At 74.4% G+C, this 14139-nt stretch carries 7 protein-coding genes and 1 pseudogene; 7 read left to right on the plus strand and 1 reads right to left on the minus strand.

All coding sequences use genetic code 11. The annotated features are described in order from the left end of the window. Positions 1-44 precede the first annotated feature (44 nt). The 7 genes and pseudogenes from ACQEVS_RS22730 to ACQEVS_RS22760 all read left to right on the plus strand — a co-directional run bounded on the left by ACQEVS_RS22730 (position 45) and on the right by ACQEVS_RS22760 (position 10137). Positions 45-1049, plus strand: a complete 1005-nt coding sequence (locus ACQEVS_RS22730) for an AAA family ATPase (protein ID WP_398264604.1) — start codon at positions 45-47, stop codon at positions 1047-1049. Positions 1050-1055: 6 nt separating this feature from the next. Next, complete coding sequence (locus ACQEVS_RS22735; RefSeq protein WP_433023160.1) at positions 1056-4271, plus strand: SAV_2336 N-terminal domain-related protein; 3216 nt, start codon at positions 1056-1058, stop codon at positions 4269-4271. 125 nt (positions 4272-4396) lie between these two features. Further along, positions 4397-4642 (plus strand): hypothetical protein, encoded by a 246-nt coding sequence (locus tag ACQEVS_RS22740; protein WP_433023162.1) that lies wholly within the window; start codon positions 4397-4399, stop codon positions 4640-4642. 375 nt (positions 4643-5017) lie between these two features. Further along, positions 5018-6316: an aKG-HExxH-type peptide beta-hydroxylase gene (locus ACQEVS_RS22745; RefSeq protein ID WP_433023164.1), complete on the plus strand. Its 1299-nt coding sequence runs from the start codon at positions 5018-5020 to the stop codon at positions 6314-6316. A 68-nt stretch (positions 6317-6384) separates the two neighbouring features. Further along, positions 6385-9404: pseudogene (gene fxsT / locus ACQEVS_RS22750) on the plus strand (FxSxx-COOH system tetratricopeptide repeat protein). Between the two features lie 53 nt (positions 9405-9457). Continuing rightward, the gene (locus tag ACQEVS_RS22755; RefSeq protein ID WP_433023166.1) at positions 9458-9754 is read left to right on the plus strand and encodes a DUF1778 domain-containing protein; all 297 of its coding nucleotides are present in this window, start codon (positions 9458-9460) and stop codon (positions 9752-9754) included. Then, positions 9751-10137, plus strand: coding sequence for a fic family toxin-antitoxin system, toxin component (locus ACQEVS_RS22760; RefSeq protein ID WP_433023168.1), 387 nt, complete (start codon positions 9751-9753; stop codon positions 10135-10137). Before ACQEVS_RS22755 ends, ACQEVS_RS22760 begins: the two co-directional genes overlap by 4 nt. Before the next feature lie 116 nt (positions 10138-10253). Here ACQEVS_RS22760 and ACQEVS_RS22765 read toward each other — a convergent pair whose 3' ends face one another. Beyond that, positions 10254-14054 carry a multifunctional oxoglutarate decarboxylase/oxoglutarate dehydrogenase thiamine pyrophosphate-binding subunit/dihydrolipoyllysine-residue succinyltransferase subunit gene (locus ACQEVS_RS22765; RefSeq protein ID WP_433023170.1) on the minus strand — a complete coding sequence of 1267 codons (3801 nt, stop codon included), beginning with the start codon at positions 14052-14054 and terminating at the stop codon, positions 10254-10256. Between the last annotated feature and the right edge of the window lie 85 nt (positions 14055-14139).

Here is a 14139-nt window from a genome sequence, read left to right on the forward strand (position 1 = left end):
CCGGTGACAGCCGGGAGAGCCACGCCGGCAACGAGGAGCCCGATGTGAACGATTGGCGCATCTACCGGGGAGCCGGCCTGCCGCACGACGGCGTCCGGCGATTGCCGCCGCCGCCCCCCTGGCGCGACTTCGCCGCGGCCGGGCCCGACACCGGTGCCGGCACGGACCCGAGCGCGGCCCGCCGGCTGGGGGTGCAGCGCCGGCTGGTGGAGAACCACCACCCGCGCCCCGAGGAGGTCGAGGCGGTCAACGCCGCGCTCTATCTGCGCCGTCCGCTGCTGGTGACGGGCACGCCCGGAACCGGAAAGTCCACTCTCGCCCACGCCGTCGCCTACGAACTCAAGCTCGGTCGCGTGCTGCGCTGGCCGATCGTCAGCCGCTCCACGCTGCGTGACGGCCTCTACCACTACGACGCCATCGCCCGCCTCCAGGACGTGCAGTTGGAGCGGGCCGGCGCGGACGTCGGCGAGCGCCACTCCATCGGCTCCTACCTGCGGCTCGGCCCGCTCGGCACCGCCCTGCTCCCGGCGGAGCGGCCCCGCGTGCTGCTCATCGACGAGCTGGACAAGAGCGATCTCGACCTCCCCAACGACCTGCTGAACGTGCTGGAGGAGGGCGAGTTCCGGATCCACGAGCTGGAGCGGATCGCCGACCGCGAGCCCGAGGTCGAGGTGGGGACGGACGACGGCGGCCGGGCGGTGGTCCGCGACGGCCTGGTCCGCTGCACCACCTTCCCGCTCATCGTCCTCACCTCCAACGGCGAGCGCGACTTCCCGGCCGCCCTGCTGCGCCGCTGCATCCAGCTCGACCTCGAACCGCCGGGCGAGGAACAGCTGACCGCGATGGTCCGGGCGCACCTGGGCGACGACGCGGTGACGGACGGGAGCGAGCTGATCCAGCGGTTCCTGCGGCGCGAGCCCGGCGAGGTGGTCGCCGCCGACCAGCTGCTGAACGCCCTGTTCCTCACCCAGCACGCCCCCAGCGCGGAACGCGTCACCCGAGAACGGCTCGCCGACATGCTGATGCAACCGCTGGACCGCCCGAGGTGATGAGCGATGACGGCGCCCCCCGAGCCGTGGCTGGAGGAGCTGGTCGGCCGGTTGCGGGCCACCTCCCAGGACGTGACCGCCGAGGAGATAGCCGACGCGGTGTGGCTGGCCGGCCGGATGAACCCGGGCCCCGGGGCGCCCACCCCGCCCGGGGCGGGCGCCGAGCGGCCGGCGGCCGGTGAGACCGACGGCGGGACGGCCGGTGCCGCGGCCGGACGGCGGTCCGGGCTCACGGACCGCGCCCGGGTCCCGGACGCGCCCCGGCTGCCCTCCGCGGGCGGCGGGGAGCCGGCGCCCGAGGGTGCCGTCGGCGTGCGCGTCGACGGCCGCGGGGCGCGTGGGGCGGGTGAGACCGCTGCGGCGGGTGGCCGGGGCACGGGTCCGGCCCGCGCCGCCGACGCCGTCGAGCGGACGTTCCCCGTCCGGGTGCCCTGCGCCGCCTCCCTGCCCGGTCTGCTGGACCTGCAGCGGGCCCTGCGTCCGCTGCGCGGCTACCGGTCGCTCGCCGCGCCCCCGCGCGGGCCGCTGGACGAGGAAGCCACCGCCGACCACGCCGCCCGCACGGGCGTCGTGCACCCCGCCTACCGCCGGGGCGAACGGCAGGCGGCAGCCATGCAGTTGCTGATGGACACCTCCGCCTCCATGGTCGTCTGGGAGCGGATGCTGGACGAAATGGAGCAGACGTGTTCGCAGTTGGGCGTCTTCCGGGACGTCCGGGTGCGGTATCTGCACCGGGCGCCCGACGGCACGCCCGTGATCGCCACCTCGGCGGCCGGCGGCGCCCCCGGATCGTCCCGGCAGCGCCCGCGCCCCGCCGACCAGTTCCTCGACCCTTCCGGCCGCCGGCTCACCCTGGTCATCAGTGACTGCGTAGGCCCTCTGTGGCAGGAGGGGCGCGCCCAGCGGCTGCTGCACCGCTGGTCCGCGACCGCGCCGCTCGCCGTCGTCCAGCCGCTGCCGCCCCGGCTCTGGCCGCGTACCGCGCTGCCCGCCGAAGGCGGGACGCTCACCCGCGGCCCTCTGTCGGGCGGCCGGCTGGGCTTCGAGCCGGACGCCTTCGGCCCGCCGCCCCCGCCGGGCGCGCTGCCCGTGCCCGTCCTGCTGCCCGTCCGTGAGGCGCTGGGCGCGTGGGCCCGGCTGCTGTCCGGCCCCGGGCGGACGACCGTGCACGGCGCGGCCGGCTGGGTGCTCCCGGAGCACCCGGCGTCGGCGCCGCCGCCCCCGGAGGAACGCGAGAACCTGACGGCCGACGCCCGGCTGGCGGCGTTCCGCGCCACGGCCTCGCCCGGCGCCCTGCGCCTGGCGACGCACTTCGCCGCCGTCCCCCTGGCGTTGCCCGTGATGCAGATGGTGCAGCGGGCGATGCTGCCCGACACCGGCGCCATGGAGCTGGCCGAGGTGCTGCTCGGCGGGCTGCTCTGGCGGGTCCCCGCCCCGGCGGGCCCGGACGCGGCCACCGGCCCCTGGTACGAGTTCGCCGACGGCGTCCGGGAGTTGCTGCTCCAGTCCCTCGGCGTGGACGAGGCCACGCTGGTGCTCAAGCACTGCTCCGACTACGTGGAACGGCACTTCGGCCGGAGCGCCCGCAACTTCTCCGCCCTCGCCGTGGCGCGGCTGCGCGGCCACCCGCTGCCCGGCACCGGCGCCGACGACCCCGGCACCGCGGACTCCTCCGACCCTTCCGACCCCTCCGGCGCTTCCGGCTCCTCCGGCTCCGAACCCGAGCTGTTCGCCCGGGTCCCGGCCCGGGTCGTGCGCTGGTACCGGCCGACGCCCCCGGAGACCGGGCCGGTCGGCGAGGCGGCGGGCCTGCTCCGGCTCTGGCACGACCAGGGCGACTCCGCGCTGCTCCACGAGGCGCGCGGCCTCGTCGCCCCCCTGGCGGCGGCCCCCCTCGCCGGGCTCACCGGCGACGGCCGCGACGAGGCGGTCCGCGCCCGCTTCGTGCTCGGCGGCGTCCTGCTGGCCCTGGCCGGCACCGAGGCCGTCCGCGACGATCCGGCCGGCCGCCGCGAGCTGCTGGACCGGGCCGTCGCCCTGCTCGCCGAGGCCCACGCGCACACGCCCCCCGGCACCGGGGAACGCACCGCCGCCGGCACCGACGCGCACACCGCCACCGGCCTCGAACTCGCCGCCGCCCACTGGGCCCGCTGGCGGTCCGACCTCGACCGTGCCGAATCCGCCGACCGCGCCGACCTCGTGGCCGCCGAGACGGTCCTGCGGGCCCTGCCCGCCCGGACCGACCGCCGGCTGCGCCTGGGCCGGGTCCTGCTCGCCCTCGCCGAGTCCGGCACCGAGTCGAGGATCCCGCGCGCCGCCGAGGCCGCCGTCGAACTCCGCGCCGCCTGCGAGCTGCTGGAGGCCGAGGACGCGCCGGACGGACGGCGCTGCGCCGCCCTGCTGGACCTGGGCCGGGCCCTGCGGCTGGCCGGCGAACCCGCCACCGGCACGCTCGCCGTCCTCGACCGGGCCGCCGAGGCCGCCGCGGACGGACTCCAGTCGCTGTACGCCCACCTCGAACGCGCCCGGGTGCACACCGACGCGGGCGACGGGCCGCGGGCCGACGAGGCGTACACCGCCGCCGTCGCCCTCACCGGCCGCGACAGCCCGCGCCGCTGCCAACTGCTCACCGAGTGGGGCGAGTCGCTCCTCCGGCGGGCCGAGGCGGCCGGGCCGGCGGGGGACGCCGGGACGGTCTCCCGCGCGGAGGCGGTCCTGCGCGAGGCGTACGCCGTGAGCCCCGGGCGCTCGCCGCGCCGCCCGCGCCTCCAACTGCTGCTCGGGCGCGCCCTGGTGCTGCGCTACGGCCGGCTCGGCTTCCTGCCCGACCTCTACGAGAGCTGCCACCTGCTGGAACAGGCCGCCCGCCGGGCCGCGGACGGCGACACCCGCGCGGAGGCGTGGCTGGAGCTGGGCACCGCGCGGCTCGCCCTGCGCGAGCGCTCGCCCGGCCTGCCGCTGACCGACGCGGCCGACGCGTTCGCCGCCGCGGCCGAACAGGCGCGCCGCGGCGGCGGGGACGAGCCCGGTTCCGTCGTCGCCGCCCGCGCCTCACACCGTTACGGCGAGGCCCTGGAGCGGATGGGGCTGCGCCGGCAGGCGCTGGCCGCGTACCGGGCCGCGGCGGGGGAGTGGCGCGACCTCACCGCCCGGCTGGCGGACGTCCCCTGGGAGGAGGTCGCGGCCACCCGGGAAAGCGTCGCCCGCCTTTCCGGCGGGTGACCGCCCGCGGTCCGAACGGGTTTCCGGATTACGGCGCATGGGAAGAACCGAGCAGCCGCGAGGGGGCCGCCGACCGGACGTCCGGCGGGAGCGGCGGCAGGAACCATGGCAGGGAGGAGCAGAGGGTGCCCAAGCACAGGAACGCCACCGCGTCGGACCCCGCGCGCGGAGCGGGAGCGGCGCCGCCGCTGCCCGACCTCCGCGGCGTCGGCCTGCGCGGCCTGCGCGGCCTGCGGGATCCCGGTCTGGCCGCCGCCGTCGACAGCACGCTCCGGCGGCCCGCGGAGCTGGACGAGACCTGGTACTCCAGCGGCCACCAAGGGGGTCGCTTGCGGGAGCCGGTGGAGGAGGCGGCCGGGGCGGGCGCGTGACGAGCGGAGAACAGGCCGGGGACCCGGCGGCGGAGCCGCCGCACGGACGGCCGCCGCGCCCCGGGGGAGTTCGGGGCGCGGGGCGGGCGCGCGGGCGCCGGTGTCCGTACGGCCGTGCCCGGACGCGGCGCGGGCCGACGTCGCCCGGGCTGACGAGGCGGCTTGGGCCACCGACGTCGCCCGGCCCGACGACACCGCCCGGCCCGCCGAGACCACTCCGGCCGGCGGCGGCCGGACCCCTGACGCCGCCCGAACTCCCCACGCCACCCCGCCTTCCGGCACCCCCAGGCCCCTGACGCCGTCCCGGTCGCCGGCTCCCCCCGTCCCCCCGCCGTCATCCCTCCCGCCACCCCCCTGCCGCCCGCCGTCCGGCTCGTGGCGCCGGACGCGCTGGAGCGGCTCGCGCGCACCCGGGCCACGGACGATGACCTCGCCCTCCTCCTGCACGCCCTGCACAGCAGACGCCTCGTCCTCCTCAAGTCCCTGCTGACGCGCCTGGAACGGGATCCGCGCGCCGTGCCCGCCGCCGCGCGGGAGCGGTTCGAGGCGCACTGGAGCCTGATGGAGCGCGCGGAAGCGCGGTACGCGCCTGCGGTGCGCGACACCCTCGACTACCCCTCCGTCGGCAACTGGCTGGCCCGCGCCCTGGCCGCGCCCCAAGGCGCCCCCCTCGCCGCCGAGCTGGAGCACTTCGGGTCCGTCGCCGCCGCCGCGGCACTCCGCTCCGGCGCCGCCTTCACCGCCGAACTCGCTGCGCCCGGAGGGACGCTGGCCCTCCCCGGCATCGGCCTGCTGGAGGCAGGCGCCCCCGTCGTCCGGCTCACCGCCCGGGCCCGTACCGCCCGCCTCACCTGGCCCGGAGCGGAACACCGCCCCGGGCCGGTGCTGCTGCGCGGCGCCCGCCGGGTCACCGGCGCAGGGGCGGGCTGGCACGGCCTGCGCAGGCTGCCCGGCGGCGGTGCCGTCCTCGACGACCTCGACCCCTACCGCGCCCCCGCCGCCGGCGTGGGCCGGGCCGCCCTACCGCCCTCCGGCCGCACCGCGGGCGCCGGCCGGCCCTGGACCCGCCGCTGGCGCGCCGCCCTCGGCCTGCTGCGCGCCACCGACCCGCAGCGGGCCGCCGAGACCACCGCGCTGCTGCGCTGCCTGGTGCCCGTCGCCCGCCCGGCGGACGGCGGGGGCGCCGAGGTGAGCGCCACCGTCCGGGCGGCCCCCGGCGCCATACTGGCCACCCTGCCGCATACCGCCGCCGACCTGGCCGAGGTGCTCGTCCACGAGACCCAGCACACCAAACTGGCCGTCCTGCACGACCTCGTCCCGCTGCACGACGCCGGTCCCGCGGCCGTGCACCGGGTGGCCTGGCGGCCCGACCCCCGTCCGCTCGCCGGCGTGTTCCAGGGCACCTACGCGCACCTGGCCCTCGCCGAGTTCTGGGACCGGGCCGCCAACGGGACCGCCGTTCCCGGCGCGGTGCGCGAGGAGGCGCGGGCCCGTCGCGATTCGTACCGCCGACAGGTCGCGGAAGCGGTCCCCATCCTGCTTGAATCCAGTGAACTGACTCCCGCGGGCCGGGAGTTCGCCACGGGCATGGAACGGCTCCTCCTGAGTCTGGGACGAACCGGGCGCATGGCGTCCGGCGTCGCCGGTGCGTCATCATGTGATGACGTACAGTGATGATGCCGCCGCACCGGACCTCCGGGCGGCCGCCCGGACCACGCGGTGCGAAGGAACGAGGGACGCGCATGAACACGCAGCGGTATCAGGCCGGCACCGGTGCGCAGGACCGGGTCGGCGAGCACTTCACCATCGTCTTCGCCGGCTTCTACCGGCCCTGGGCGACCTGGATCTCCCACCGGCTGGAGAGCCACGGCCACCGGACGACCCTCCAGCGCTGGGACCCGCCCCGCGAGGTCCCCCTGGAGGCCGCGCTGGGCGACCTGCTGCTGGCCAGCGGCCGGATCCTGCTGGTGCTCAGCGACTGGTTCTTCGAGCTGGGCCCGCGCCGCGAGGACGAGTGGAACGAGGCCCTGCGCGGCGTCGTCGCCGACAACGTCGACCGGTTCGCCGCCGTCAACCTCACCAACCGGGCGCTCCTCCCCGCCACCGCCGTCCTGGAGCCGGCCGACCTCTGGGGCGTCGGCGCGCCGGAGGCCGAGCGCCGGCTCCTCGCCCGCCTCCAGCTGCCCGAGGGGCCGCCCCGGCGCCCGCTCCCGCCCGGCCCCGGCACCCGCTACCCCAACGACCCCCCGGCCGTCTGGGGCGACGTCCCCCGCCGCAACCGCCGCTTCACCGGCCGCGACGACCTGCTCAACCAGGTCCAGGAGCAGTTGATGGACGCCGACCGCGGCACCGCCGTCTGCGCCCTGGTCGGCATGTCCGGCATCGGCAAGACACAGATGGCCGCCGAGTACGCGCACCGGTTCAGCTCCGACTACGACGTCGTCTGGTGGGTCAACTCCGATACCCGCGGCACCCAGCGCGAGCGGTTCGGCGAGCTCGCCCCCGAACTGCAGCTCGACGTCGGCTCCGAGCCCGGCGAGCGCATCCGCGCGCTGCGCGAGGCGCTGCGCCGCGGCGAGCCCTACAAGAACTGGCTGATCATCTTCGACGGCTGGGACGACACCGACCTCGTCGACGAGATCCTGCCCTGGGGCCAGGGGCACGTCCTGATCACCTCGCGCAACCGCAGCTGGGACCGGTACGGCGCCACCGTCGACGTACCGGGCTTCCAGCGGCACGAGAGCACCGGCTATCTGATGCGCCGCGCCCCCCGGCTCTCCGCCGAGCAGGCGGACGCCGTCGCCTCCGAGCTCGGCGACGTGCCCATCGCCCTGGTCCAGGCCGCCGCCTGGCTCGGCGAGTCCGACATGGAGGTCTCCGACTACCTGCGGATGGTCAGGGACGGCGAGGTGGCCGGCCTGGCCGACCGCGGCGAGTACGACGGCATCCCCACCTCGATGATCACCTCCTGGTCGATACTGATCAACCGGCTCCGCGAGACCCAGCCCCACGCCGTCGAACTGCTCACCCTCTGCACGTCGTTCGGGGCCGGGCGGATCCCGATCGGTCTCATCCGCGTCATGCCGCCCGCCCAGCTGCCCGACAGCCTCGGCTGGCTCGTCTCCGACCTGCCCAGCTGGACGCGGGCGCTGGACACCCTGGTCAACTACTCGGTGTTCACCCGCGAGTCCCGCGACCTGCGCACCACCCAGGCGCACGAGCCCGGCCCCGAGCAGGAGTCGGTGCACATGCACCGGCTGGTCCACGACATCGTCGCCCGCCTCACCTCGCACGAGGAACGGCAGCTGCACCGCCGCATCGTCCGCCGCATGATCGCCGCCGCCGACCCGGGCAACCCCCAGGACAGCCGGCTCTGGCCGCGCTACGCGGAACTCCTGCCGCACCTGGAGCCCTCCGGCGCGCTCGGCAGCCACGACTACCGCGTCCAGGAGACCGTCCTCAACCTGCTGCGCTACTGCATGCACAGCGGCGAGTTCCGCACCGGTGTCGAACTGGCGGAGCAGATCCGCACCCAGTGGTCCGAGATGTTCCCGCCCGAGCACCCCGGATGGTCGAACTCACCACCCAGCAGGGCAACATCCTGCGCGCCCACGGGCTGTTCCGGGCCGCCTACGAGCTCGACCGGGAGTCCCTGGAACGGCTGCGCGCCCTCCCGGACACCGACGCCGGCAGCCTGATGACGGCCACCAGCTGCCTCGCCGCCGACCAGCGCTTCCTCGGCCAGTACACCGAGGCCCTCCAGATGCAGCGCGAAGTCCTCAACACGGCCCTCGAACTGCTCGGCCCCGACGACTACACCACCCTCCTCGCCCAGCACAACCTCGGCGTCGGCCTCCGCCTGCTCGGCCGCTACTCCGAGGCGTACGACATCGACCTGGAGACCCTGCGCGCCCGCGAGAACCAGCTCCGCGCCCGGCACGCCGCCACCCTGGTCTCCGGCATCGCCTGCGCCCGCGACCTGCGCCTGATGGGCCGCTACGGCGACGCGCTGGCCCGCCAGGAGCTCGGCATGCGGCTGCACATCCAGGTCCTCGGCGCCAACCACCCGCAGACCCTGCGCGCCCGCCACAACCTGCTCCTCTGCCAGCGCCGCGCCGGCTCACCGCAGGACCTCACCGGGGCCATGGCCAGTCTCCTCGAACAGATGGAACAGGTCCACGGCCGCCGACACTACGCCACCATGGGCCTCGTCGTGGACTTCGGCAACTACGCCCGCGAGCACGGCGACCTCCGGCAGGCCCGCGAGCTCATCGAGGAGGGCGAGAGCGGCTTCCGCACCCTCCTCGGCCCCGCCCACCCCATCAGCACCGGCATGCTCTCCAACACCGGCCTCGTCCTCCAGGCCGCCGGCGAACGCGCCGAGGCCCTCACCATGTTCGAGTCCGCCTACGCGGGCCTGGCCGCCTCCCTCGGCCCCGACCACCCCTGGGTCCTCGGCTGCGCCCTCAACGCCGCCGCCGGCCGCAACTTCACCGGCCGCCTGGAAAGCGCCACCGACCTCAGCCGCGACACCCTCCGCCGAGCCCGCACCGCCCTCGGCCACGACCACCCCTTCACCCTCTCCTGCGAAGTCGCCCTGGCGGCGGACCTGCGGGCGCTGAGGGAGCACGAGGAAGCGGAAAAGGTCGAGGAGGACGCCCTCCAACGCCTGGCCCGCACCCTGGGCGCCCAGCACCCGCACGCTCTGTCGGCCCGGCAGCGGACGCGGCCCTACTGGGACTTCGAGCCGTATCTGGGGTAGGGGGACACCGCCGGTTGCCCCAGCCGGGTGGTACTGCTGATACCGTGGATACCATGCCTGAACCCAAAGCCATGAGCCTGCGTTTCCCGGACCCCGAGCAGCGCAGGACCATCGAGGCTGCCGCCAAGGAAGCCGGCGTCAGCATGCAGGAGTACATCCTCTCGGCCGCCTACGAGCGGGCGACGGCGATCGAGGCCAGGTTCCTCGAGGCGTTCCGGGACTCGATGTCCCGGAGCGGCGACGCCTTCGCCGGGGAGCCCGCCGTGTGCGACCCCTCTCCCGAGTGGCGTTCCGCCGAAGAGGGGGCCCGGGCCGGTCTGGAGCGCACGGAGCCGGGGCGCGCGGCGTGAGCGACGAGCAGCAGCCGCTGCGGATCGACGTCCCCTTTCTGCTCCACGCGGCGGAGCTCCTGCCGGGTGATCCCCAGGTCGACGACTACGGGCCGCTGTTCGGAGCCGTCGCCCGCATGTACGCCAGAGCGATGGACCGGGACGTCTACGGCTCCCTCCACCTCAAGGCGGGCGCGCTTCTGGTGAGCCTCGTGCGGATGCCCTGCCTGGAGCATTCCAACGACCGCTTCGCCTGGCATGCCACCGAGGCCTTCCTCGCCCTCAACGGGCACAGGCTGGAGTACCGGCCCAAAGAGGCTGTCGCACTCGTCCGGGAGGCAGCCGCCGGAACAGTCGGCGTCGCCCGGGTGGCCCGAGAGCTCCGGTCCTGGACCGTTCACTGAGGTTCACCGCCCGGACCGGTCGACCCGGTGGTCCGGTTGCCGAACGGGCCGGGGCCCGTACCGCCAAGGTAAGCGGTACGGGCCCCGGCCCGTTGTGCGTCGGACGGATCCGCGGATCAGCTGTCGAAGACCTCCGCGACCAGCGCCGCCTGCTCCGCCTGGTGGCGCTTGGCCGAGCCGACCGCCGGGGAGGAGGAGTGCGGGCGGGAGACGCGGCGCAGGCGCTCGCGGGCCGGGATGTCCGCGCCGACCGCCAGGTCGAGGTGGTCGATCAGGTTCAGCGCGATGAACGGCCACGCGCCCTGGTTCGCCGGCTCCTCCTGGGCCCAGATGTACTTCTCGGCGTTGGGGAACTTGGCGATCTCCGCCTGGAGCTCGGCACCCGGCAGCGGGTACAGGCGCTCGATGCGGATGAGGGCGGTGTCCGTGGCACCGCGCTTCTGCCGCTCGGCCTCCAGGTCGTAGTAGACCTTGCCGGAGCAGAAGACGACCTTGCGGACGTCGGCCGCGTTCACCGTGGCGTCGCCGATCACCGGGCGGAAGCCGCCGGTGGTGAACTCCTCCGCCTTGGACGCCGCGGCCTTCAGGCGCAGCATCGACTTCGGGGTGAAGACGATGAGCGGCTTGTGGTGCGGGTTGTGGACCTGCCAGCGCAGGAGGTGGAAGTAGTTCGACGGCAGCGTCGGCATGGCGACCGTCATGTTGTTCTGGGCGCAGAGCTGGAGGTAGCGCTCGATCCGGGCCGAGGAGTGGTCCGGGCCCTGGCCCTCGTAGCCGTGCGGGAGGAGCAGGGTGACGCCGGACGTCTGGCCCCACTTCTGCTCGCTCGACGAGATGAACTCGTCCACGATGTTCTGCGCGCCGTTGGCGAAGTCGCCGAACTGCGCCTCCCACAGGACGAGCGCGTCCGGGCGGGCCAGCGAGTAGCCGTACTCGAAGCCCATCGCCGCGTACTCGCTGAGCAGCGAGTCGTAGACGTTGAAGCGCGCCTGGTCCTCGGAGAGGTAGAGCAGCGGGGTGTAGTCCTCGCCGGTTTCGCGGTCGACGAGCACCGCGTGGCGCTGGCCGAAGGTGCCGCGGCGGGAGTCCTGGCCGGAGAGGCGGACCGGGGTGCCCTCCATGAGGAGGGAGCCGAAGGCGAGGGTCTCGCCCATGGCCCAGTCGATCGTGCCGTCCTCGACGCTGGCCGCGCGGCGCTGCAGCTGGGGCAGCAGACGCGGGTGGACGGTGACGTTGTCCGGCAGGTTGACCTGGGACTCGGCGATCCGCTTGACGACCTCCTGGGAGATCGCGGTGTTCACCGGGACCGGGAACTCGGCCTGCGGGGCCGGGACCTCGGCCGACGCGGGCGCCGAGGTGGCCTCGCGGACCTCGGTGAAGACCTTCTCCAGCTGGCCCTGGTAGTCCTGCAGGGCCTGCTCGGCCTCCTCCAGGGTGATGTCGCCCCGGCCGATCAGCGACTCGGTGTAGAGCTTGCGCACCGAGCGCTTCTTGTCGATCAGGTCGTACATCAGCGGCTGGGTGAACGAGGGGTTGTCGGCCTCGTTGTGGCCCCGGCGCCGGTAGCAGATCAGGTCGATGACGACGTCCTTGTTGAACGCCTGGCGGAACTCGAAGGCCAGACGGGCAACGCGGACGACCGCCTCCGGGTCGTCACCGTTCACGTGGAAGATCGGCGCCTCGATCATCCGGGCGACGTCGGTGCAGTACATCGACGAGCGCGAGGACTCCGGCGGCGCGGTGAAGCCGACCTGGTTGTTGATGACGATGTGCACGGTGCCGCCGGTGCGGTAGCCGCGCAGCTGCGACATGTTGAGGGTCTCGGCCACGACGCCCTGGCCCGCGAAGGCCGCGTCGCCGTGCAGCTGGACCGGCAGGACGGTGAAGTCCGTGCCCGCCTTGCCGATGATGTCCTGCTTGGCGCGGGAGATGCCCTCGACGACCGGGTCGACCGTCTCCAGGTGGGACGGGTTGGCGGCCAGCGAGACCTTGATCTGCTCGCCGTCCAGGCCGGTGAAGGTGCCCTCGGCGCCCAGGTGGTACTTGACGTCGCCGGAGCCGTGCATCGACTTCGGGTCGAGGTTGCCCTCGAACTCCCGGAAGATCTGCGCGTAGGACTTGCCGACGATGTTGGCCAGCACGTTGAGCCGGCCGCGGTGGGCCATGCCGATGACGGCCTCGTCGAGGCGGGCCTCGGCGGCCGCGTCCAGCACCGCGTCGAGCAGCGGGATGACGGACTCGCCGCCCTCCAGCGAGAACCGCTTCTGGCCGACGTACTTGGTCTGCAGGAACGTCTCGAACGCCTCGGCCGCGTTCAGGCGGCGGAGGATCCGCAGCTGCTCCTCGCGCTCCGGCTTGGAGTGGCCGCGCTCGACCCGGTCCTGGATCCACTTGCGCTGCTTGGGGTCCTGGATGTGCATGAACTCGATGCCGGTGGTGCGGCAGTACGAGTCGCGCAGCACGCCCAGGATGTCGCGCAGCTTCATCATCGACTTGCCGGCGAAACCGCCGACCGCGAAGTCGCGCTCCAGGTCCCACAGGGTGAGGCCGTGCTCGGTGATGTCCAGGTCGGGGTGCTTGCGCTGGCGGTACTCCAGCGGGTCGGTGTCGGCCATGACGTGGCCGCGCACCCGGTACGCGTGGATCAGCTCGAAGACGCGGGCGGCCTTGGTGACGTCGTCGTCGTGCGAGGCGTCGATGTCCTTGAGCCAGCGGACCGGCTCGTAGGGGATGCGCAGCGCCTCGAAGATCTCGTCGTAGAACCCGTTCTCGCCCAGCAGCAGCTGGTTCATGATCCGGAGGAACTCGCCGGAGGCGGCGCCCTGGATCACGCGGTGGTCGTACGTCGAGGTCAGGGTCATGACCTTCGAGATGCCCATCTTGTTCAGGGCGTCCTGCGAGGTGCCCTGGAACTCGGCGGGGTAGTCCATCGCGCCCACGCCGAGGATGAGGCCCTGGCCGGGCATCAGGCGCGGCACGGAGTGCACGGTGCCGATGCCGCCGGGGTTGGTGAGCGACGCGGTGACCCCGGTGAAGTCCTCCATCGTCAGCTTGCCGACCCGGGCGCGGCGGACGATGTCCTCGTACGCCTGCCAGAACTCGAAGAAGTTGAGCGTCTCGGCCTTCTTGATGGCCGCCACCACGAGCTGGCGGTCGCCGTTCGGCTTCACCAGGTCGATCGCCAGGCCCAGGTTGACGTGCTCGGGCTTGACGAGGGTGGGCTTGCCGTCCTTCTCCGTGAAGGAGTAGTTCATCGACGGCATCAGCTTCAGCGCCTGCACCATGGCGTAGCCGATGAGGTGCGTGAAGGAGACCTTGCCACCGCGGGCGCGCTTGAGGTGGTTGTTGATGACGATGCGCTGGTCGAACAGCAGCTTCACCGGGACGGCGCGGACGGAGGTGGCCGTCGGCAGCTCCAGCGAGGCGTTCATGTTCTTGGCGACCGCGGCGGAGGGGCCGCGCAGCGTCACGTACTCCGGGCCGGCCGGAGCCTCGGTCGCGGGAGCCGCGGCGGGCTTGGCCGCGGGCTTCGCGGCGGCCGGCTTGGCGGGCGCGGACGCCGGCTTCGCGGCGGGAGCGGCCGGGGCGGCCTGCGCCGGAGCGGCCGGGGCCTGCGCGGGCGCGGCGGGCTGGGCCGCGGCGGGGGCCGCGGGCGGCTGCGGGGGAGCGGCCGGGGCGGCGGGAGCCGTACCCCCGGTCACCCCCTGCTGCACGGCCGGCGCATTAGCGTCCTTGCCCGGCTTGTAGTCGGCGAAGAAGTCCCACCAGGCTCGGTCGACCGAGTTCGGGTCCTGGAGGTACTGCTGGTAGATCTCGTCGACGAGCCACTCATTTGGACCGAACACATCAGCAGGACTCTTGCCCTGCCCGTCTTGGTCGGTCGAAGTGCTCGAGGTGTTCGGGGACTGTGGCGACACGGCGGCAACCGCCCTCTTCCGCTTCCTAAGGTGGTGGACAGCGGGAATAAAGGCTACGCCTGTCCGCTGCCCTGATGCAGGCCAC

This window comes from Streptomyces sp. CA-181903 (assembly GCF_050937075.1).
Classification (GTDB): Bacteria; Actinomycetota; Actinomycetes; order Streptomycetales; family Streptomycetaceae; genus Streptomyces.

What these genes read in the sequence shown, in the direction of transcription:
- ACQEVS_RS22735 (WP_433023160.1), top strand. Translation starts at nt 1,056, where the DNA reads ATGACGGCGCCCCCCGAGCCGTGGCTGGAGGAGCTGGTCGGCCGGTTG.
- ACQEVS_RS22755 (WP_433023166.1), top strand. Translation starts at nt 9,458, where the DNA reads ATGCCTGAACCCAAAGCCATGAGCCTGCGTTTCCCGGACCCCGAGCAG.